Annotated in this window: 16 protein-coding genes; 6 read left to right on the top strand and 10 right to left on the bottom strand. The window is 71.7% G+C overall.

Features of this window, described 5'->3' with window-relative positions:
- Positions 1 to 48: 48 nt before the first annotated feature.
- Positions 49 to 1,455 carry an FAD-dependent oxidoreductase gene (locus RBJ65_RS09850; protein ID WP_306318287.1) on the top strand — a complete coding sequence of 469 codons (1,407 nt, stop codon included), beginning with the start codon at positions 49 to 51 and terminating at the stop codon, positions 1,453 to 1,455.
- A gap of 115 nt (positions 1,456 to 1,570) precedes the next feature.
- Here the strand turns inward: RBJ65_RS09850 and RBJ65_RS09855 are convergent, their stop codons facing one another.
- From RBJ65_RS09855 to hemE, 10 genes are all read right to left on the bottom strand, one after another.
- A complete protein-coding gene (locus tag RBJ65_RS09855) occupies positions 1,571 to 2,056 on the bottom strand; it encodes a ribose-5-phosphate isomerase (RefSeq protein ID WP_306318286.1) in 486 nt (161 codons plus the stop codon).
- Positions 2,053 to 3,786 carry a dihydroxyacetone kinase family protein gene (locus RBJ65_RS09860; RefSeq protein ID WP_306318285.1) on the bottom strand — a complete coding sequence of 578 codons (1,734 nt, stop codon included), beginning with the start codon at positions 3,784 to 3,786 and terminating at the stop codon, positions 2,053 to 2,055. Before RBJ65_RS09860 ends, RBJ65_RS09855 begins: the two co-directional genes overlap by 4 nt.
- A gap of 59 nt (positions 3,787 to 3,845) precedes the next feature.
- The gene (locus RBJ65_RS09865) at positions 3,846 to 5,162 is read right to left on the bottom strand and encodes an MFS transporter (RefSeq protein WP_306318284.1); all 1,317 of its coding nucleotides are present in this window, start codon (positions 5,160 to 5,162) and stop codon (positions 3,846 to 3,848) included.
- A complete protein-coding gene (locus RBJ65_RS09870; protein WP_306318283.1) occupies positions 5,159 to 6,274 on the bottom strand; it encodes a zinc-binding dehydrogenase in 1,116 nt (371 codons plus the stop codon). Before RBJ65_RS09870 ends, RBJ65_RS09865 begins: the two co-directional genes overlap by 4 nt.
- A gap of 122 nt (positions 6,275 to 6,396) precedes the next feature.
- Entirely contained in the window at positions 6,397 to 7,212 is an 816-nt protein-coding gene (locus RBJ65_RS09875) for a DeoR/GlpR family DNA-binding transcription regulator (RefSeq protein WP_306318282.1), read from the bottom strand.
- A 67-nt stretch (positions 7,213 to 7,279) separates the two neighbouring features.
- Positions 7,280 to 8,254: a LysR family transcriptional regulator gene (locus RBJ65_RS09880; protein ID WP_306318281.1), complete on the bottom strand. Its 975-nt coding sequence runs from the start codon at positions 8,252 to 8,254 to the stop codon at positions 7,280 to 7,282.
- A gap of 90 nt (positions 8,255 to 8,344) precedes the next feature.
- Positions 8,345 to 9,562, bottom strand: coding sequence for an acyl-CoA dehydrogenase family protein (locus RBJ65_RS09885; RefSeq protein WP_306318280.1), 1,218 nt, complete (start codon positions 9,560 to 9,562; stop codon positions 8,345 to 8,347).
- A gap of 122 nt (positions 9,563 to 9,684) precedes the next feature.
- Positions 9,685 to 10,968, bottom strand: coding sequence for a CaiB/BaiF CoA-transferase family protein (locus RBJ65_RS09890; RefSeq protein WP_306318279.1), 1,284 nt, complete (start codon positions 10,966 to 10,968; stop codon positions 9,685 to 9,687).
- Positions 10,965 to 12,359: an MFS transporter gene (locus RBJ65_RS09895; protein ID WP_306318278.1), complete on the bottom strand. Its 1,395-nt coding sequence runs from the start codon at positions 12,357 to 12,359 to the stop codon at positions 10,965 to 10,967. Before RBJ65_RS09895 ends, RBJ65_RS09890 begins: the two co-directional genes overlap by 4 nt.
- 155 nt (positions 12,360 to 12,514) lie before the next feature.
- Positions 12,515 to 13,603 (bottom strand): uroporphyrinogen decarboxylase, encoded by a 1,089-nt coding sequence (gene hemE, locus RBJ65_RS09900; protein WP_306318277.1) that lies wholly within the window; start codon positions 13,601 to 13,603, stop codon positions 12,515 to 12,517.
- Positions 13,604 to 13,715: 112 nt separating this feature from the next.
- Here hemE and RBJ65_RS09905 point away from each other — a divergent pair, with 112 nt between their 5' ends.
- From RBJ65_RS09905 to RBJ65_RS09925, 5 genes are all read left to right on the top strand, one after another.
- Positions 13,716 to 14,441 (top strand): DUF3000 domain-containing protein, encoded by a 726-nt coding sequence (locus tag RBJ65_RS09905; RefSeq protein WP_372341235.1) that lies wholly within the window; start codon positions 13,716 to 13,718, stop codon positions 14,439 to 14,441.
- 295 nt (positions 14,442 to 14,736) lie between these two features.
- Positions 14,737 to 15,399, top strand: coding sequence for a response regulator transcription factor (locus RBJ65_RS09910; RefSeq protein WP_164301513.1), 663 nt, complete (start codon positions 14,737 to 14,739; stop codon positions 15,397 to 15,399).
- A 130-nt stretch (positions 15,400 to 15,529) separates the two neighbouring features.
- Positions 15,530 to 16,846 carry an HRDC domain-containing protein gene (locus RBJ65_RS09915; RefSeq protein WP_306318275.1) on the top strand — a complete coding sequence of 439 codons (1,317 nt, stop codon included), beginning with the start codon at positions 15,530 to 15,532 and terminating at the stop codon, positions 16,844 to 16,846.
- Positions 16,847 to 17,682: 836 nt separating this feature from the next.
- The gene (locus RBJ65_RS09920; protein ID WP_306318274.1) at positions 17,683 to 18,909 is read left to right on the top strand and encodes an acetyl-CoA C-acyltransferase; all 1,227 of its coding nucleotides are present in this window, start codon (positions 17,683 to 17,685) and stop codon (positions 18,907 to 18,909) included.
- Positions 18,906 to 21,041, top strand: a complete 2,136-nt coding sequence (locus RBJ65_RS09925) for a 3-hydroxyacyl-CoA dehydrogenase NAD-binding domain-containing protein (RefSeq protein ID WP_306318273.1) — start codon at positions 18,906 to 18,908, stop codon at positions 21,039 to 21,041. Before RBJ65_RS09920 ends, RBJ65_RS09925 begins: the two co-directional genes overlap by 4 nt.
- Positions 21,042 to 21,054 lie beyond the last annotated feature (13 nt).

Raw genomic sequence — 21,054 nt, forward strand, 5'->3', positions numbered from 1 at the left:
GGGGCCGGGGCAGCGCCCCGAGTCGTCAACCACGGGTAGCGTGAACGAATGAGCACCGAGAACGCCAAGCGCGAGCGCCTCGTGGTGATCGGCGCCGACGCCACCGGCATGTCCGCCGCCTCCCAGGCCCGCCGCCTGCAAGGCCCCGCCGACCTGGAGATCATCGCCTTCGAACGCGGGAACTTCACCTCGTACTCGGCCTGCGGCATCCCGTACTGGGTCGGCGGCCAGGTCACGGAGCGCGACGCGCTGATCGCCCGCACCCCGGAGGAGCACCGCGCCCGCGACATCGACCTCCGTACCCGCACCGAGGTCACGGAGATCGACGTCGCGGGGCGCCGGGTACGCTCCCGCGAGCTCGACGGCGGGGGCGAGTCCTGGACCTCGTACGACAGACTCGTGATCGCGACCGGCGCCCGCCCCGTCCGCCCCGAACTCCCCGGCATCGACGCCCCCGGCGTGCACGGCGTGCAGACACTCGACGACGGGCAGGCCCTGCTGGACACGCTCCGGGCCACCGAGGGGCGGCGCGCCGTGGTCGTCGGCGCCGGGTACATCGGCGTGGAGATGGCGGAGGCGCTGATCAACCGCGGGTACGAGGTGACGGTCGTGAACCGCGGCGCCGAACCGATGTCGACGCTCGACGCGGACATGGGGCGGCTCGTGCACGAGGCGATGACCGGCATGGGCATCACGATGGTCGACGACGCCGAGGTCACGAAGATCCTCACCGGGGACGACGGGCGGGCCCGCGCGGTGGCCACGGAGAACGCCGAATTCCCGGCGGACGTCGTGGTGTTGGGCATCGGGGTGCGCCCGGAGACGACCCTCGCGCGGGCGGCAGGGCTGCCGCTCGGCGCGTCCGGCGGACTGCTCACGGACCGGGCGATGCGGGTGCGCGGGTACGAGGACATCTGGGCGGGCGGCGACTGCGTGGAGGTCCTGGACCTGGTGTCCGGCGCCGAACGCCACATCGCCCTCGGCACCCACGCCAACAAGCACGGCCAGGTCATCGGCTCGAACGTCGGCGGGGGCTACGCCACCTTCCCCGGCGTCGTCGGTACGGCCGTCAGCAAGGTGTGCGACCTGGAGATCGCGCGTACGGGGCTGCGCGAGAAGGACGCGCGGCGGGCGGGCCTCCAGTACGTGACCGTCACCATCGAGTCGACCAGCAGGGCGGGTTACTACCCAGGGGCGGCGATGATGACGGTGAAGATGCTGGCCGAGCGGCGGACCGGGCGGCTGCTCGGCGTGCAGATCGTGGGGCGGGAGGGGGCGGCGAAGCGGGTCGATGTGGCGGCGGTTGCGCTCACCGCGGGGATGACGGTCGAGCAGATGACGGCCCTCGACCTCGGCTACGCGCCACCGTTCTCCCCCGTGTGGGACCCGGTCCTGGTAGCGGCCCGCAAGGCGGTCCGGGCCCTCACCTCAAACTCCTCCGACGCTTCCTCTTAAGCCCCGGCGGCGCTTCCTTTTAAGCCCCTCCGGCGCTTCCTTTTAAGCCCCTCCGGCGATTGAGGAGCGGGGTCCGGGGCAGAGCCCCGAGACCTCAGCCACGGGAGCCGCCTGCTCAATCGCCGCAGGGGCTTGAATGAGGCTCCGCCTCATAACGGTTGAGCACCGCCACCTTCTCCGCCGACGAACTCCCCGGGTCGAAGCGATGCTCGAGCCACTCGGACGCGAGCTTACGGGCGAGTTCGAGCCCCACCACCCGCTGCCCCATGCACAACACCTGCGCGTTGTTGCTCTTGACCGACCGCTCCACGGAGTACGCGTCGTGCGCGGTCACCGCACGGATCCCCGGCACCTTGTTCGCCGAGATCGCCACACCGAGCCCCGTGCCGCAGACGAGCAGCGCACGGTCGGCGCGGCCCTCGGCGACGAGGCGCGCGGCGGACACCCCGATGTGCGGGTACGCGGTCGTGCCGTCGGCGGCCACCCCGACGTCGATCACCTCGGCCACCCGCTCGTCGGCCTCGAAGTCCGCCTTGATGCGTTCCTTGTACTCGAATCCGGCGTCGTCACAGCCGACGACGAGACGCAGCCGGTCCGTCATGCCGTTGCCACTCCTTCTGCTTGCTTGTGTTCGTTCGACGCGGCGCCGAGCGCGGTCACGATCAGGGCCAGCGAGGTCGCGCCCGCGTCCGGGGTGCCGACGCTGCGGTCCGCGAGCGGCCGGGCCCGGCCGATCTTGGGACGCAGGTCCTTCGTCGCCTCGGCGGCCCGCGTCGCCGCCTCGGCCGCCGAGCGCCACGCCTCGGCGGGTTCGGTGCCTGCCTCCGTGGCGCGTTGCAGCGTGTCGGCGAACGGGAGGAGCGCGTCGAGCATCGTCTTGTCGCCCGGCGCCGCCCGCCCGAGGTCGCCTATCGCGTCGGCGAACGCCCGTACTCCGGTGGCGAGTTCCGCGGCGCCGAACTCCTCGGCGCCGTCGTCGAGCGACCGCCCGAACGCCTCCAGCGCCGCTCCCCAGAGCACGCCCGATGTGCCGCCCGCGTACTCGGCCCAGGACTGGCCCGCCTGCCGCAGCAGCCATCCGGGGCCCGCGTCGCGGCTCGTTTCCTCGGCGCGTTCGGCGGCGTACCGGGCGCCGCGGACCATGCCGCGGCCGTGGTCCCCGTCTCCGGCGACGGCGTCGATGCGGCCCAGCTCGTCCTCGTGGTCGACCATCGTGCGGTGCACGGTCGCGAGAGCCGCGCGCACGCCGTCCGCCAACTCCCGTGCGGCCGGGGACGATTGAGGGATGTCGGCGGCAACCGCCGCACCTCCCTCGCCGCCCGCGGCCCGCAGCCCCGACAGCGGTGCGCGCGCCTTGCGGTAGGCCGGGGTGTAGGCGTCGGCGCGCCAGCGCGGCTCCAACTCCTCGTCGAGCCACATCAGCGTCAGGGAACAGCCGCCCATGTCGAGGCTGGTCACCAGCTCCCCCACCTCGGGGTCGACGATCTCGACGCCGCGCTCGCGCAGCCGCGCGGACACCCGGCCCCACAGCAGGAACAGCTCCTCGTACTTGGTGGCGCCGAGCCCGTTGAGGATCGCGCCGACCCGCTGCCCCGAACCGGCGGGCGCCTCCTGGAGGATCCGCTCCACCAGGAGCGCCGCCAGTTCGTCGGCCTTCAGCATCGGTACGTCCTCGATGCCGGGCTCGCCGTGGATGCCGAGGCCGAGGCCCAAGTGCCCCTCGGGGACCTGGAACAGCGGCTCCCCCGCCCCCGGCAACGTACAGCCGGAGAAGGCGACGCCGAGGCTGCGGGTCGCGGCGTTGGCGGCGCGGCCGAGGCGTTCCACCTCGTCGAGGTCGAGGCCCTCGGCGGCGGCCGCGCCCATCACCTTGAAGACCGTGAAGTCGCCCGCGATGCCGCGGCGCTTGCCCTCCTCCTCGGCAGACGCCACGTCGTCGGTGACGATCACGACGCGGGTGTCGATCCCCTCGGCGCACAGCCGGTCCGCGGCGATCTGGAAGTTCAGCACGTCCCCGGCGTAGTTGCCGAAGCTGAGGACGACGCCTCTGCCCTGGTCGGCGGCCTTCGCCACGGAGTAGACCTGGGCGGCGGAGGGTGAGGTGAAGATGTTGCCGACCACGGCGCCCGCGGCCATGCCGGGTCCGACCGTTCCGCAGAAGGCCGGGTAGTGGCCGGAGCCGCCGCCGATGACGACGGCCACCTCCGGCCGCTCCCCGCGGTGCGCGACCACGCCTCCCGGGACGCCGCGCAACCGGTCGGCGTACAGGTCGAGGAATCCGGCCAGTTGGTCCTCGGCGAAGGTCGCCGGGTCGTCGAAGATTCGGGTCACGGGGGAACCTCCCAAAACAACAGCGGTACGTGCGTGTGTCCCTGCGGCCGTACGTGCTCTCAGCGCGCCGCGACCGGCGCCCCGGCCTGTTCCTCCTGCGAACCGGTGTCGCTCTGCCGCACGTTGAGGAACGAGACCATCACGAAGGCCGCTCCGTAGAGCACGACGAACGCCCACACCACTCCGGCGTTGCCGAGGCCGACCGAGAGCACGACGGTGACGACCGCCGAGCCGAGGAACGAGGCGCCGCCCGCCGCCGTGGTGTACATGGCCATGGCCGCGCCCTTGAACTCGGCCGGGACCAGCGCCGGCATGATCGCGCCCATCGGCACGAACCCGGCGAGCAGGCAGCCGAACACACAGCCCGCCACGACCGACACCCAGAAGCCCCAGGTGGACCCGGCGGGCACGAGCTGCGGCACGTACCACCAGGCGAGCAGCCCGACGGAGGAGCCGAACACGCCGAACCACTGCACGGTGCGGCGCCAGCCCCAGCGGTCGCCGATGACGCCGAAGAGGGCGTTGACGAGGATGTTCGTCGCGTAGACGAGGACGGTCATGGTGAGCCAGCGGCTCTGTCCCCAGCCCCGGTCGTCGGCGATGACGCCGGGCAGGATGATGAACATGCCGTACTGGGGCGCGGTGTTGATGAGCCGCACCAGGAAGCCCATGAGCACCTTCGGCTGACGTGCCGTCAGTCGGATGCCCGCGGACATGACTTCGAACGAGGACTTGTCGGCGGGGGCCACCCGGCCGTTGCCGTGCGGGTCCTTGACGGCGAACCGGGCGATCAGGAAGCCGATGATCACGAGGGCCGTGGAGGCCGCCATGGCGCCGGTCTCGCCGCCGGTGGAGCCGCCGAACGCGGGGATCATGCCGAGGGCGAAGAGGGAGCCCAGCGTGGGCAGTCCGCCGGTGAACATGACGTAGAACCAGCCGACGGCCGCGCCGTTGCGCTCCTTCGGCGTCACGAGGTTCACCCACACCAGGAAGGCGAAGGCGAACAGCGGGTAGCCGAAGCCGCGCAGGAAGTACGTCAGGAAGACCATGGGCATGCTGCCCGCGGCGAGGCCCGCCAGGAACAGCAGCTCGAAGACGACCCAGACGACGGTGCCGAGCAGCATGACGCGGCGCGGGCCCCACAGGTCGGTCAGGGCGCCGGACAGATAGCTGCCGACCAGCACGGACACGCCGTACATGGAGATGATGGTGCTGGCCGTGGCGGTGCTGCTGCCGAGCACGTGCTCGATGTGCGGGGCGATGAAGTTGGACTCGGTGCCGTTGCCGGTCATGAAGACCAGGACGGCGAGGAAGCCCCAGCGCAGCGAGTGGGGTATGCCCATGCGGTCGAGCTTGGTCTCGGTCGCCGTGGTCATGCGACCACCGCGTCGGCGTCGGCCTCGGCGTTCGGCAGGATGGACACCTTCACGGACGCGCCCGAGGTGTCGGCGACCAGGTCGAGCGCCTTCTGGAAGTCGCGCAGGCCGAACTGGTGGGTGCAGATCTCCTCGACCGGCACCTTGCCCTCTTCGAGGAGGCGGATCGCGGCAGGCCAGCAGTGCGGGCCCAAGTGGGCGCCCCGTACGTCGAGTTCCTTGTCGTCGGAGATGATCGACCAGTCGACCGTGACGTCCGAGCCGAACACCGAGTACTCGACGTACGTGCCGAGCTTGCGCAGCAGGTTGAGGCCCTGCGCGACGGCGGGCGTGGCGCCGGTGCCTTCGAGGTACACGTCGGCGCCGTAGCCGCCGGTCAACTCCTTGACGCGGGCGACGACGTCCTCCTTGCCGGGGTTGAGGACGATGTCGGCGCCGGTGCGGCGGCCCAGTTCGAGCTTGTTGTCGTCCAGGTCAAGCGCGATGATCTTCAGCGGGTTCTTCTGCCGGGCGCCCGCGATGAGGCCGAGCCCGATGGGCCCGCAGCCGGCGACCACGACGACGTCCTCGAAGTGGATGTCGGCGCGCTCCACGGCGTGCAGGGCGCAGGACAGCGGCTCCGCGTACGCGGCGTGGTGCGGCTTGAGGTCGTGCGAGACCTTGTGGGCGCGGGCGTTCGGCGGCACCACCATGTACTGCGCCATGGCGCCGTGGTGGTTGCGGAAGCCGAACATGTCGTGCGGGCCGCACATCCAGTACTGGCCGCGCCGGCAGTACCGGCACTCCTCGCAGGGCACGATCTGCTCGCAGGCGATGCGGTCGCCGACGCTCACCTCGTGGGACGCCAGCGCGGCGTCGTCACCGCCGACGACGACGCCGACGAACTCGTGACCGGGGATGATGCCGCGCTGCGCCCAGGCGGGCCGGTTCTCGTCGCCCCAGAACTTGGGAGCGCCGTGGTAGCACTTCAGGTCGCTCGCGCAGACCCCCACCGCTTCGGTCCGCAACAGGAGTTCGCCCTTGCCGGGAGTGGGGACGTCCACTTCCTCGAGGCGGTAGTCCTCGGGCCCGTGGACGACCACGGCCTGCATTCGCTTCGGCACACTGATCACTACTACCTCCGTTGGCAGTCGGCTCTTGCGCGGATGGGGATGCGTTGGGGGTGTTGAGGGGGGGGGTGGCACGGTGGGGGGGCACGGTGGGGGGGTGGCACGTGTGGGGTGGGGCGCCAGGGTCAGGAGGAGGCTTGTAGGGCGGCGACCTGCACGCTGACGCCGTCGTCGCGCAGCTCCTCCAACTCGGCCCGGGATATCCGGTCGTCGACGATCACGAGATCGAAGTCCGACAGCGGGGCGACCCGGTGCAGCGCCCGTTTCTGGAACTTGGTGTGGTCGACCAGCAGGATCCTGCGCTGGGCGGCCTCCAGGAGGGCCCGCTTGACGAGGATCGCCTCCTGCGACTGGTGGTAGCAGTAACCGTCCGTGACCGCCGACGTCGAGATGAACACGGTGTCGGCGTGCAGCGGCTTGATGTGGTCGCAGGTCGCCATGCCCTGGAAGGCGTCGTAGTGCGGGTCGTAACTGCCGCCCAGCGAGATCAGCTCGATGCCGGTCCGGCCCGCCAGCGCGTTGACGATGGCGAGGAAGTTGCTGATGACGGTGAGCGGGCCGCTCTCCGGGAGCGCCCGGGCGAGGGCGAGGGACGTGGTGCTGTCGTCCAGCAGGATCGCCTGCCCCCGGTCGATGTGCTCAAGGGCCGCGGTCGCCAACGCCTTCTTGGCGTCGCCCTGTTGGGTCTCCCGGTACCGGACGTTGCTCTCGAAGAGCACGGACTGCTGCGCCGTGGCCGCCCCGCGGGTCTTGCGGAGCCAGCCCTCCTCGGCGAGGCGGTCCAGGTCGCGGTGGATCGTCATCACGCTGACCCCGAGCTCCCGCGCCAGATCCTCGATCCGGGCCGAACCCAGTTCGAGCACCCGGTCGCGGATGCGCTCCTGGCGCGCCTGCGGACTCAGCGACTCTGCTGTTCCGCCGGGGAGTTCGTCGGGGCTCACAGTGCTTCCTTCCTGACCACTGAGCGTCAAGCTAACAGCGAACCCATCAAACACAACACCCCTCGTGTTAAAAATGTGTCCTGTCCTGTGATGCGCGCACCACGGCGTCCGCCAGCCCGAGCCCGGCGGCCCGGTGGTCCGCGATGGCGTCGAACCATCCGCGCAGCTCGGCCCGCACATCGGCGACGAACTGCTGGGCGGCGGGGGCGAGTTCACCGGCGCGGTGCACGACGCCGAACGGCGACTCGATCAGCGGGTCCGTCTCGACGACCTCCGCTCCCGCCGCACGGGCGGCCGCGCACATCCGCAGCGGCAGGAACGCCTGGAACCCGGACCGGAGCACGAACGTCAACTGGGCGTTCCTGCTGGGCACGGTCGCCCCCGTCGTCGTGTCGACCCCGTGCGCGGCCAGCGCCGCCTGCACCGCGTCCTCCTCGTTACGGGTGATCTGGCGGCGGGCGAGCGGAAGGTCGCCGATGGCCGCGAGGGGCACGCGCGGCGCGTGCGGCTCGGGGGCGTGCCCCGGTGGACGTACCAACAGCAGTCGCTGTACGCCCAGTTCGATGAAGTCGAGGTCGCCGCGGAGCTCGTCGGGCGCGAGCGTGAAGCCCAGTTCGGCGCGCCCGTCGGCGACCGCCGCCACCAGTTCGTGCCGGGAGCCGACCTCGCTGATGTCGAGGCGGACCGCGGGATAGGCGCGGGTGAAGCCGCCCGCCCAGGAGGCGACCGCGTCCGCCGACATGTCGGGCGTGCACATCACGGTGAGCACGCCGCCGCCGACCTCGCGGGCGCTGCGCATCGCGTCCTGGACGCAGACGACGTCGTCGAGTACGCGCCGGGCCAGCGGCACCAGTTGCAGCCCCGCGGAGGTGGGGACGAGGCGGCGCGCGGTGCGGTGGAACAACTCGACCTTGAGTTCACGCTCCAGGGCGCGGATCGAGCCCGAGAGGGTGGGCTGCGACAGATACAACCGCTCGGCGGCGCGCCCAAGACCGCCGTGCTCCACCACGGCCAGAAACTGCTCCAGCTGCCTCAGCTCCACGGGGCCTCTCCCTCGATGTCGTCCGACGCGACGGCCCGGGCGCAGCTGACCTGGCTCTCCCTCTACCTCTACCTACCTGCTGACCTGGTGCTACGCCCCCGCTGCCGCTGTGCGGGTGACACGGTAGGTATCCGGAAGGGTTCCGTCCACGCCGACCTGCCTGGTCACGGCCCGGCCGAGGTTGCGCTCGTGGACCGGCGACGACCCTTCGTAGATACGCAGTGCCCGTACGTCGCGCCACATGCGCGGCACCGGGTGGTCGCCGACGATGCCCTCGCCGCCGAGGAGTTGGACGCAGCGGTCCGCGACCCGGCTCGCCATCTCGGACGCGAACAGTTTGGCGGCGGCGATACGGTGCCGGGGCACGGTGCCGCTGTCGAAGGCGCGGGCCGCCTCCAAGGTGAGGGCGCGGGCGGCCTCCAGATCGGCGAAACAGCGTCCGAGGTCGGCCTGCACGGCCCCCAGATCCGCGAGCGCCGCCCCGAACTGCTCCCGCTCGGTCATGTGCCGCGCGGTCTCCTCCAGCATCCGGGTCGCCTGTCCGACGCAGGTGGCGGCGACGTGCAGCCGGGCATGGTTGATGCCGCGCAGCGCCGCCCTGAACCCGGCGCCGAGCTCGCCGCCCAGCAGCGCGGAGTCGTCGACCCGGACGCCGACCAGGTCGATCTCGGCGACCGGGGCCTCGGCGTGGCCGTTCATGCGAGTGGGCAGGCGGGTGGTGACGCCTTCGCTGCCGCGCGGCACGAGAAACGCGGACACGCCCTTGGCGCCGTCCTCGGCCGAGCCGGTGCGCGCGAACACGACCAGTTCGTCGGCCCAGTGGGCGTTGGTGATGTACCTCTTACGTCCATCGATGATCCAGCCGCCGTCCACGCGCCGGGCGGTGGTGGTGAGCGCGCCGGCGTCGGAACCGGCGCCGGGTTCGGTGAGCGCGAACGCGGTGACGTGTTCCCCGGCGGCCATCTTCGGCAGCAGCGCCTCGCGTTGGGCGTCGGTGCCGTGGTCGAGGATCGCCTGCGAGCACAGCCCGATGACGGTGGAGAACCTCGACCGGTACACGCAGGAGGCGCGGGTGAACTCCATGGTCAGCCGGACCTGTTGCGTCATGGACCATTCGAGCCCTCCGAAGCGCCGCGGAATCGACACGGCGAACAGGCCGTTCTCGGCGAGCGCCCGTACGACGTGTGCGGGTACCTCGCCCGTGTCGACCATCTCGTTCTCGGCGGGTACGAGGATGTCGTCGGTCAGCGTCGCGACGCGCTTCAGGTACTCCTCGAACCCGAGCGCGAACACTCCGTTGTCGATCATGTGGGGTTCCTTTCTGGGGGTGGGTTGGGTGTGCTGCGGACGAGGTGAACGCGGGCTGGACGTCTCCCCGCCCCTGGGGCTCCGCCCCAGACCCCGCTCCTCAATCGCCGGAGGGGCTTGATTCACCGACCGGCACCACCGCACCCCGCCCGGCCCCGCCCCGCCCCGCCCCGCCTTGGGCAATCTGCCGCCTTGGGCGGCAGGGTGGGCAAGGCGGCCCCCGGTGCAGCGGACGCGATGACGGAGGCGTCGAGCAGGGCGCGGATCTCCCGCTCACCGCGGCCGAGTTCCGTGAGGACGTCGAGGGTGTGCTCCCCCACGCGGGGCGCGGGCGGCGTCCGCGTAGGACGCCCACCGGCCAGCGAGAAGGCCGTGGTGGGCGCGCCCCCGTCGCCGCACCGGGCCACGATCCCGGACGCCAGCACATCGGCGTCGTCGACCACCTCGTCGAACCGCCGCACCGCCCCGCACACGATCCCCGCGGAGCGCAACCGCTCCAACGCCTCCCCCCGGTCGAGCCGCCCCAGCGTCTCCCCCAGCACCCCGAGCAACTCCCCCCGGTGCGCCACCCGCTCCGCGTTCGCCCCGAACCGCGGATCGTCCACCAGCTCCGGCCGCCCGATCACCTCGCACAGCGCCGCGAACTTCTCCCGCGTGTACGCGGACAGCACCAGCGCCCCACCGTCCCGCGTCCGCACGAGGTCGGCCGCGGGCGCGGCCAGCGCCTGCCCGTTCCCCCGCCGCCGCGGCACGCTCCCGCTCACCTCGTACTCGGCCCACGTGGACGCCTGCGCGTGCACCACAGCCTCCATGAGGGAGGTCTCCACCACATCCCCGCGCCCCGCACTCGCACGCTGGAGCAGCGCCGCCAGCACCCCCGACGTGAGCGCCTGCGCCGCCAGCACGTCCGCCACCGCGAACCCCACCCGCTGCGGATCCCCGTCCGCCGCCCCGGTGAGGTCCATGACGGCGAACTCCGCCTGCGCCGCGATGTCAAGGCCCACCCGGTACGCCGAGGGCCCCCGCGTACCGAACCCGGTGACGAACCCGTACACGAGGCGCGGGTGGCGCCCCCGCAACGTATCGGCGTCGAGTCCGAGGCGTTCGCTCACGCCGTGCCGGAAGTTGTGCAGCAGCACGTCGGCCGTGCCCACCAGCTCACGGATCACCGCCTGCCCCTCGGCGGCGCGCAGATCGATCGCGACGCTCCGCTTGCCCCGGTTGTTGGCGCGCACCATCGCCGCCCCGAACGGCCCGATGCGCCGCGCCTGATCGCCCGCGAGCGGCTCCACCTTGATGACGTCGGCGCCGAGATCGGCGAGGTTCTGTCCGGCGCCGGGCGCGGCGATGTACTGCCCGAAGTCGAGCACCCGCAGCCCGTCCAGCGGACGGCGTCCCGCGCTCATCGGGTCACCTCCACGGCCGCCGCCCCGCGTCGCGCGGTCTCGGCCAGCAGCGCCGCGCGCGAGCGCGCCGGGTTCAGGAGCAGCCCACCGGCCACGGCGAAGACGCAGATGGTGATCCCGACGACCAGGAACCCGTCGGCGTACCCCTGCGAAACGGTGTCGGCGGCGTCCACGATCACGCCGAGCAGCCACGGCGCCACGATCCCCGCGACGCTGTACGCGGCGATGACGCACCCGAAGAAACCGGGCCGGTGCCGGCGCGGCAGGAAGTCCGCGGCGCCCGCGAAGGCGACGGAGAACGCCACGCTGTTGATGGAGAACGCGGCGACCACGAGCGCCAGTTGGAGCCCGCCCGGCGGCACCTGCGTGAACGCGATCATGGCGACACCGGCGAAGCACAGATACCCCATGGTGAGCAGCCCGCGCGCGGCCCACGCCGACCGCCCGGCCTTCAGCATCCGCCCCGAGACCAGTCCGGCCGTGAGCAGCACGACGATCGCGAGCCCGTACGGCAGCGTCGCGAGCAGCCCTACGGTGCCGCGCGAGTAACCCATCCCGTCGTGCAGGAACGACGGCAGCCAGGACACCTTGAGCGAGGAGATGAGGTACCCGGCGAAGGAGAGCAGGGCCAGGCCCCAGAAGCTCCCGGTGCGCAGGAGCGAGGTGAGCGGTACGTCGATGTCCCGATCAAGCCCCGCCGGCGCTTGAGGCGCGGGGTCGGGGGCAGAGCCCCGCGACCTCGTCCCCGGCTCCCGCCGTGTCACGACCAGCCACAGCACGGCCCACACGGCCCCGACCACAACCAGCACCACGAACGCCGCATGCCACGTCCACGTGACGATGACCCACGTAAGCACCGGCGTGGCGACCAACGGCCCCACGGACGAACCGGCGTTGACAACCGCGCCCGCGAACGCCCGCCGCTCGGACGGAAACCGGTCCGCCACGACGGACTGGCACAGCGCGTGCGCCGGACCTTCGAAGAACCCGAGCACCATCCGCGACGCGATCACCACGCCGACCGTGGTGGGCACGGTCAGCGGCGCCATGCTGGCCACCCACGCGACCATCAGCCCGGCCGCCGACCAGCGCCAGCCGATCCGCCGGAAGAACAGCGCGAGGACGACCGCGCCGGCCGCGAACAGCCAGAAGAAGGCGCTCGACATCAGGCCGTACTGGGCGGCGGTGAGCCCGAGATCCTTCTCGAGGTCGGGGGCGGCGAGCCCGATGGCCGCCTTGTCGGCGAAGTTGAGGGTGAAGAAGGCCAGCAGCAGGCCGATGATCCACCAGTCCTTCGCGGACACCTTCGCCTTCGCGTTCGCCGCCCCGTCCCCGTCCCCGTCCCCGGTTCCGGTTCCGGCCGCCGCCTGCGACGCTGCATGCGCGGTCACGTCCACCTCCACGGTCCCGCGCCACCGGTCCCGGTGGCGCACCGCTCAGGCAATCGGAGGTGACGGGCGCGAACAATGGCCGCTTTCCACAGGGCCCCTTCGGCGATTCCGAAGACGCCGTGCGGACGCGGCCCGCATCAATGCACCGCGGCGGACTACTTGGCGGTCTGCGTGTGCACGTACTCGACAAGGCGGGTCAGCGCGTCCGGGTCGGTGTTCGGCGGCACGCCGTGCCCGAGGTTGAAGACGTGGCCCTCAAGGCCGGAGGCGGCGTCGAGCACCTCGCGGGCCTTCGTCTCGACGGCCTCGCGCGTGGAGAAGAGGGTGGCCGGGTCGAGGTTGCCCTGGAGCGCCTTGCCGGGGCCGACGCGGCGCACGGCCTCGTCGAGCGGCACCCGCCAGTCGACGCCGACGACGTCCGCGCCCGCCTCACCCATGAGCCCGAGCAGCTCACCCGTACCCACACCGAAGTGGATACGCGGCACCCCGTACCCCTCGACGGCCCGGAAGACCTTCTCCGAGGCGGGCATGACGGAGCGCCGGTAGTCGGCGGGCGCGAGCGCCCCCACCCAAGAGTCGAACAGCTGCACCGCGCTCGCGCCGGCCTCGATCTGCACCTTCAGAAACGCCGAAGTGATCTCGGCGAGCCGGTCCAGCAGGTCGGCCCACAGCTGCGGGTCGCCGTACATGAGCGCCTTGGTGTGCTCGTGGTTGCGGGACGGGCCGCCCTCGATGAGGTAGCTGGCGAGCGTGAACGGGGCACCCGCGAAGCCGATCAGCGGCTTCTCGCCGAGCTCGGCGGTGAGCAGCCCCATGGCCTCGGTGACGTACCAGACGTCCTCGGGAGTGAGGTCCCGCAGCTGCGCGAGGTCGGCGCGCGAGCGGATCGGGTTCGCGACGACGGGGCCCACACCGGGCTTGATGTCGAGGTCGATGCCGATGGCCTTCAGCGGGACGACGATGTCGCTGAAGTAGATGGCGGCGTCCACATTGTGGCGGCGCACCGGCTGCATCGTGATCTCGGCGACGAGATCGGGCCGCATGCAGGAGTCCAGCATCGCGATGCCCTCGCGCACCTTGCGGTACTCGGGCAGCGAGCGACCCGCCTGGCGCATGAACCACACCGGCGTGTGCGGCACGGGCTCGCGCCTGCACGCCTTGAGAAAGGCGGAATCCCGCGTCGCCTTCATGGGTTCGTACGTCGCTGACGGCTGCTGGCCCGTGGCCTCGGTGTTGGCACTCACGCCCAAAAGTCTCGCACGCCCGCGAGGCCGCCTGTGAAGTACATGGGGAAGGGGTGTCCCCGAGGGGTGTCCTTCCCCGCGCGCGGGGCTCCTTCCCCTTAACCTTCCCGGCATGGCTGCGGCTCAGGGACGACGGTCGGACGACGGGCGCGACGACCACAACGAGACAGGCGGGATGAGTGAATCGGTGCGGGAGGGGCAGAACGCTCGGGACATGAACGCTGCACAGGAGCACGACCCCACCCCGCCCGCCTTCCGCACGGCGGTCGACGCCCTGCGGTCCGCGCGGCTCCGCCCGGAGATCGAGATCGATCCGACCCGGCCGCCACAGCGCCTGGCACCCTTCTCGTACGCGCTTGAGGCCGCGGTCGTCGACGGCGAAGAGGACCTGGCCGACGGCCGGCTCGTCCTGCTGCACGATCCGGCGGGCCACGACGCGTGGCACGGCACGTTCCGCCTCGTCACCCTCGTACGGGCCGAACTCGAACCGGAGATGGCGGCCGACCCCCTCCTCCCCGACGTCTCCTGGTCGTGGCTGACGGGCGCGCTGCAGGCCCGGGGCCTGTCCTACGGAGAGCCTTCGGGCACGGTCACGCGCGCGAGTTCGCACTACTTCGGCGGGCTCGGCGACCGGGCGCCCGCCTCACAGATCGAGATCCGGGCGTCGTGGACGCCGCGCGAAGGCCTGGGCGGCGTACCGGACACGGCCGCGCATCTCGCGGCGTGGTGCGAGGTGCTGTGCCAGATCGCGGGTCTGCCGCCGGTGGCGGCGGGGCCGCAGGGTCCGGACGGCGCGGTGGTGACGCTGCCGCAGCGGCGGGGTCCGCAACCTTCCTGAATACGTCCCTGAACACGTCTGTTTTCGGCCGCGTCGGAGTGCCTCCGGCGCGGCCGATTCGCGTCCCGGGTTTCGGGTCGTTTCGAATCGGTTCGCTTGGAGTCGGCTCGTGACTATTCGGCACCCTTTCGAATGATCGCTACCGTGTCCGAATTGCGCTGATTGTTACTCACCAGATCGTGATCATTCTCTAAAGGCGGGCGGGTTTGCTGCCGAAGGTTGCTGTGACCTTGAAAGCACGGTTCCTCCCGGCTTCATCCCCGAGCCGGCTCCGTCCCGCACCCCAGGAGGCCTGGTGTCCGTTCTCCTCGAGCAGCCCTCAAGCCTGGTCGCCTACCGCCCGAACAAGCCGACCGCGATGGTGGTCGTGGCCGACCCCCGCGTCCGTTCCACCGTGACCCGCCACCTGTGGGCCCTCGGTGTACGTGACGTGATCGAGGCCTCGTCCGTCGCGGAGGCTCGTCCCCGCATCGGCAACCCCCGCGACATCTGTGTCGCCGACGTCCATCTCCCCGACGGCTCGGGGCTCACGCTCCTCTCCGAGACCCGCGCCGCGGGCTGGCCCAACGGGCTCGCCCTCTCCGCCGCCGACGACATCGGCGCCGTACGCAACGCCCTCGCGGGCGGCGTCAAGGGCTACGTCGTCACCGGCACCCGTACGAACGTCGGCCTGCCCACCCGCCCCGGCGCCGCCCCCATCGGCGCCGCGGCCGCCCGTATGCACCGCCGCCCCCCGGGCGCCCCGAGCCACCCGGGCGGCTACCGCGAACTGTCAGGCCGTGAAGTGGAGGTGCTCCGGCTCGTCGCCGAAGGCCAGTCGAACAAGGCGATCGGCGTCTCCATGGGCCTGTCCGCGCTGACCGTCAAGAGCCACCTCGCCCGCATCGCGCGCAAGCTCGGCACGGGCGACCGGGCCGGGATGGTGGCGGTGGCGCTGCGCACCGGCATCATTCACTGACCGGCGTCCACGGCTGATGCCCATCCAGTGATCGGCCAGTGGCCGGAATCAACCGGTTTACTCCGGCACGGCGCCCGTCGACGGAACGTTCCGTCGACGGGCGCCGTGCGTTCACAGATACTCTTGACAGGTGACCGACGCCCAAGAGACCGCAGCAGACAGTTCACTGCGCACCACCGGAGGCGCCCCTCCGGACGACGGCGGATCTTCTGCTGAAGGATCTGTTGGTTCAGTCAACGGTGCGCCCACCCCGCCCACCCCTCTCCTCGAACCGCGCGAGGGCATCCCGCCGGTGATCGCCGACGAGGCCTCGCTCGCCGATGTCGTCGCCGCCTTCGCCTCCGGCACGGGCCCCGTCGCCGTCGACGCCGAGCGCGCGTCCGGCTACCGCTACGGGCAGCGCGCCTATCTGGTGCAGCTGCGCCGCGAGGGCGCGGGCACCGCGCTCATCGACCCGGTCGCCTGCCCTGACCTCTCCGCGCTCGGCGACGTGCTCGCCGACGCCGAATGGGACCTGCACGCGGCGACCCAGGACCTGCCGTGCCTGCGCGACATAGGCATGCGGCCCGCGCGGCTCTTCGACACCGAGCTGGCCGGGCGGCTCGCGGGCTTCCCGCGGGTCGGCCTCGGCGCGATGGTCGAGAACGTGCTCGGCTACGTACTGGAGAAGGGGCACTCCGCCGTCGACTGGTCGACGCGGCCACTGCCCGAGCCCTGGCTGCGCTACGCCGCGCTCGACGTCGAACTGCTGGTGGACCTGCGCGACGCGCTTGAGAAGGAGCTCGACCGCCAGGGCAAGCTCGACTGGGCGCAGCAGGAGTTCGACGCGATCGCCTCGGCCCCGCCCGCGCCGCCACGCAAGGATCCGTGGCGCCGCACCTCCGGCATGCACAAGGTGCGCCGTCGTCGCCAGATGGCTGTCGTACGCGAGCTGTGGACGGCCCGCGACCAGGTCGCGCAGCGGCGGGACGTGTCGCCGGGCAAGGTGCTCGGTGACGCGGCGATCGTCGAGGCCGCGCTCGCGCTGCCGCCCAACGTGCACGCGCTGTCCGGCCTCCCCGGCTTCGGCCACCGCATGGGGCGGCGCCAGCTCGAACAGTGGCAGGCGGCGGTCGACCGGGCCAAGGCCCTCCCGGACTCCGAACTGCCCCAGCCCGGCCAGCCCACTACCGGTCCGCCGCCGCCACGCGCCTGGGCCGACAAGGACCCGGCCGCCGCGGCCCGCCTCTCCGCGGCGCGGGCGGCGGTCTCGGCGCTGGCCGAGACGCTGTCCATGCCCCAGGAGAACCTGATCACGCCGGACACCGTGCGCCGGGTGTGCTGGGAGCCTCCGGCGTCCATCGACACGGAGTCCGTGGCGGACGCCTTGACCGCGCACGGGGCGCGGCGCTGGCAGGTGGAACAGGTCACGCCGGTGCTGGTGCCGGCGATGTCCAGCGGCGCCTGAGCCCTCCGGGCGGGGCGGGCGGTGTGGTTGCGGAGGCCGTGTGTGGTTGCGGGGGCGGGGCCGGGGCTTTCTGGGTGGGGCGGCGCCCCTCGGTTCGGTACTGAGGGGCGCCGCCGCTCCCACCCCCTCCAGGGGCTTCGGCCCGAAGTGGTGCCGCCCGGACGGGGCCGTCGACCTCCCCAGCACTGCTCACACCGAGGACGGTGCCCCACTGGGACCGGCCGCCCCGGCGCTGCTCACACCGAGACCGGCCCACCACCGGGAACGGTTCCCCTTGCGGGCCGACATCGCTGGCGCCTCTCGCAACCACCACCGGAACCCGTCGCCAGCCACCCCACAGTGGACGCACCCACCCCCTGCGTGATCCGCCTCCCCGGAGGGGGCGCTGCCCACCGCGACGACCACCCTCACTAGCCTCCGGCGGTCCGCCACGCCCGGGGTCCGACGCCCCCGGAGGGGGCGGGTGGGTGGGAGGTGGGCGGGGGAGCCGGCGCGGCCACTCGGGCGTGCGGCCAACACCCACACCGCCCCACCCCACCGCACCCCGGCAGAGGCCCGCCCCACACAGCCCGCCACACCCCGGCACTCCCACCCCGGCACCCCTGCACCCCCGCACCCGGCCCCGGCAGCGGGCGCGCCCCGGCTCACCGCCGACCCACCCCACCCGCCCCCACAAATGTGACCTTCGCCGCTCCCGCCAGGGGGGCTTCAAGACTTGGTTACCCGCAAGTAGCATGGCGGTATTCGCAGCGCGCCGTCCGCGTACCCGAAAACGGACCCGTACCGGACGCCCGCGCCGCGCGGCAGCGCATTCCCGCACCTGGAGGAGAGCCATCGTGCCTCGTACCGTCAGGGACGTCGTCTTCGTCGACGGCGTCCGCACCCCGTTCGGCAAGGCGGGCCCGAAGGGCATCTACCACGAGACCCGCGCCGACGACCTGGTCGTCAAGTCCATCCGGGAGCTGCTGCGCCGCAACCCGAACCTGGACCCGGCCACCATCGACGAGGTCGCCATCGCCGCGACCACGCAGATCGGTGACCAGGGTCTGACCCTCGGGCGGACGGCCGGCATCCTCGCCGGTCTGCCGCAGTCGGTCCCCGGCTACTCGATCGACCGCATGTGTGCGGGCGCCCTCACGGCCGTGACCACGACGGCCGGCTCCATCGCCTTCGGCGCGTACGACGCCGTCATCGCGGGCGGTGTCGAGCACATGGGCCGCCACCCCATGGGCGAGGCGGTCGACCCCAACCCCCGCTTCGTATCGGAGAAGCTGGTCGACGAGTCCGCCCTGTTCATGGGCATGACCGCCGAGAACCTGCACGACCGCTACCCGCACATCACCAAGGAGCGCACGGACAAGTACGCCGTCGCCTCCCAGGAGAAGGCGGCGAAGGCGTACGCGAACGGGAAGATCCAGCAGGATCTGGTGCCGATCTCCGTGCGCAACACCAACTCCGAGGTGGGCGAGACCGGTTGGGGTCTCGTCACCGCCGACGAGCCGATGCGTCCGGGGACCACGCTTGAGAACCTCTCCGGTCTCAAGACCCCCTTCCGTACGCACGGCCGCGTCACCGCGGGCAACGCCGCCGGTCTCAACGACGGCGCCACCGCCTCGATCATCGCGAGCGAGGACTTCGCCCGGGAGAACAACCTCCCGGTGAAGATGCGCCTCGTGTCGTACGCCTTCGCGGGCGTGGAGCCGGAGGTCATGGGCTACGGTCCGATCCCGGCCACGGAGAAGGCCCTCGCCAAGGCCGGCCTCGGCATCGAGGACATCAACCTCTTCGAGATCAACGAGGCCTTCGCCATCCAGGTCCTCGCCTTCCTCGACCACTACGGCATCGCCGACGACGACGCGCGCGTCAACCAGTACGGCGGCGCCATCGCGTACGGCCACCCGCTCGCCTCCTCCGGCGTCCGCCTGATGACGCAGCTGGCCCGCCAGTTCGAGGAGCAGCCGGAGGTCCGCTACGGCCTCACGACCATGTGTGTCGGCTTCGGCATGGGCGCCACGGTCATCTGGGAGAACCCGCACCACAAGGACGCCGGAGGCGACAAGTGAGCACCACCACCACCGCTGAGCTCCTGAAGGGCGCGTCGGCCCTCTTCGAGGACGAGGTCGTGACGTCGGCGCACGTACGCCACCTCGATCTCCCGTACGGCGCGGGCAAGTTCGCCCTCATCACGCTGGACAACGGCCTGGACCACACGAAGCCGACCACCTTCGGCCCGGCCTCCCTCGCCAACCTGAACGCGGCGATCGACCAGGTCGAGAAGGAGGCCGCCGAGGGCGACATCGTCGGTGTCGGCGTCACCGGCAAGCCGTTCATCTTCGCGGTCGGCGCCGACCTCAAGGGCGTAGAGCTGCTGAAGCGGCACGAGGACGCGCTGGCCATCGGCAAGGGCGGCCACGAGGTCTTCAAGCGCCTGTCGGCCCTCGCGGTCCCGACCTTCGCGTACTACAACGGCGCGGCCATGGGCGGCGGCGTAGAGGTCGGTCTCCACTGCACGTACCGGACGGTCTCGAAGGCCCTTCCTGCGTTCTCGCTCCCCGAGGTCTTCCTCGGCCTGGTGCCGGGCTGGGGCGGCTGCGCGCTGCTCCCGAACCTGATCGGCGCGGACAAGGCCGTCTCGGTCATCATCGAGAACAGCCTCAACCAGAACAAGCAGCTCAAGGGCGCGCAGGTCTACGAGCTGGGCATCGCCGACGCGCTCTTCGAGGGCGCCGACTTCCTGGAGCAGTCGCTCATCTGGACGGCCGACGTGCTGCGCGGGAACGTCAAGGTCGAGCGCCCGGACGTGGACCGCGGCGAGGCCTGGGACCAGGCCGTCGCGCGCGGCAGGTTCATCGCCGACGGCAAGGTGCACGGCGCCGCCCCGGCCGCGTACCGCGCCCTCGACATCATCGCGAACGCCAAGTCCGGTGACCTGCAGGCCGGTTTCGACGCCGAGGACCAGGCGCTCGCCGACCTGATCATGGGCGGCGAACTGCGGTCCGGGATCTACGCGTTCAACCTGGTGCAGAAGCGCGCGAAGCGCCCGGCGGGCGCGCCCGACAAGAACCTGGCCCGCCCGGTCACGAAGGTCGGCGTCGTCGGCGCGGGCCTGATGGCCTCGCAGCTGGCCCTGCTCTTCCTGCGCCGCCTGGAGGTCCCGGTCGTCCTCACGGACATCGACCAGGAGCGCGTCGACAAGGGTGTCGGCTACGTCCACGCCGAGATCGACAAGCTCCTCGGCAAGGGCCGCATCAACCAGGACAAGGCCAACCGCCTGAAGGGCCTCGTCTCGGGCGTCCTGAACAAGGCGGAGGGCTTCTCGGACGCCGACTTCATCATCGAGGCCGTCTTCGAGGAGATCGGCGTCAAGCAGCAGGTGTTCGCCGAGGTGGAGGCCGTGGCCCCCGCGCACGCGATCCTCGCCACGAACACCTCCTCGCTCTCGGTCTCCGAGATGGCCTCGAAGCTCCAGCACCCGGAGCGCGTGGTCGGCTTCCACTTCTTCAACCCGGTCGCGATCCTCCCGCTCCTGGAGATCGTGCGCGGCGAGCAGACGGACGACGCGGCGCTGGCGACGGCGTTCGGTGTCGCGAAGAAGCTCAAGAAGACGGCCGTCCTGGTCAAGGACGCGCCCGCGTTCGTCGTGAACCGCATCCTGACCCGCTTCATGGGCGAGATCCAGAACGTCATCGACGAGGGCACCCCTGTCGCGGTGGCCGAGAAGGCCGTCGAGCCCCTCGGCCTCCCGATGTCCCCGCTGGTCCTGCTCGAACTGGTCGGCCCGGCCATCGGCCTGCACGTCTCCGAGACCCTGAACGCCGCGTTCCCCGACCGCTTCACGGTCTCCCCGAACCTGGCGGCCGTCGTCAAGGCCGGCAAGCGCGGCTTCTACGTCTACGACTCCGGCAAGCCGGAGCTGGACCCGGAGGTCGCGGCGCTGCTGAAGCAGGGCGACGTCGTCCTGACGGAGGACCAGGTCCGCGACCGCGTCCTCGACGCGGTGGCCCAGGAGATCGGCCTGATGCTCGACGAGAACGTCGTCGCCGAGGCCCAGGACATCGACCTCTGCCTCATCACCGGCGCCGGCTGGCCCTTCCACCTGGGCGGTATCACGCCGTACCTGGACCGCGAGGGCGTCTCGGAGCGGGTGACCGGGAAGAAGTTCCTGGAGGCGGGCGTGGCGAGCGTGCCCGCGTAACCACTGTCGCCGA

Origin of the sequence: Streptomyces sp. KL109B (assembly GCF_030766935.1) — a bacterium.
Taxonomy (GTDB): Bacteria; Actinomycetota; Actinomycetes; order Streptomycetales; family Streptomycetaceae; genus Streptomyces.

Excerpts from the sequence above, each read along its gene's own strand:
- RBJ65_RS09890 (WP_306318279.1), bottom strand. The coding sequence starts at position 10,968 with ATGAGCGCGGGACGCCGTCCGCTGGACGGGCTGCGGGTGCTCGACTTC.
- RBJ65_RS09905 (WP_372341235.1), top strand. The coding sequence starts at position 13,716 with ATGGCTGCGGCTCAGGGACGACGGTCGGACGACGGGCGCGACGACCAC.
- RBJ65_RS09850 (WP_306318287.1), top strand. The coding sequence starts at position 49 with ATGAGCACCGAGAACGCCAAGCGCGAGCGCCTCGTGGTGATCGGCGCC.
- RBJ65_RS09855 (WP_306318286.1), bottom strand. The coding sequence starts at position 2,056 with ATGACGGACCGGCTGCGTCTCGTCGTCGGCTGTGACGACGCCGGATTC.
- RBJ65_RS09865 (WP_306318284.1), bottom strand. The coding sequence starts at position 5,162 with ATGACCACGGCGACCGAGACCAAGCTCGACCGCATGGGCATACCCCAC.
- RBJ65_RS09885 (WP_306318280.1), bottom strand. The coding sequence starts at position 9,562 with ATGATCGACAACGGAGTGTTCGCGCTCGGGTTCGAGGAGTACCTGAAG.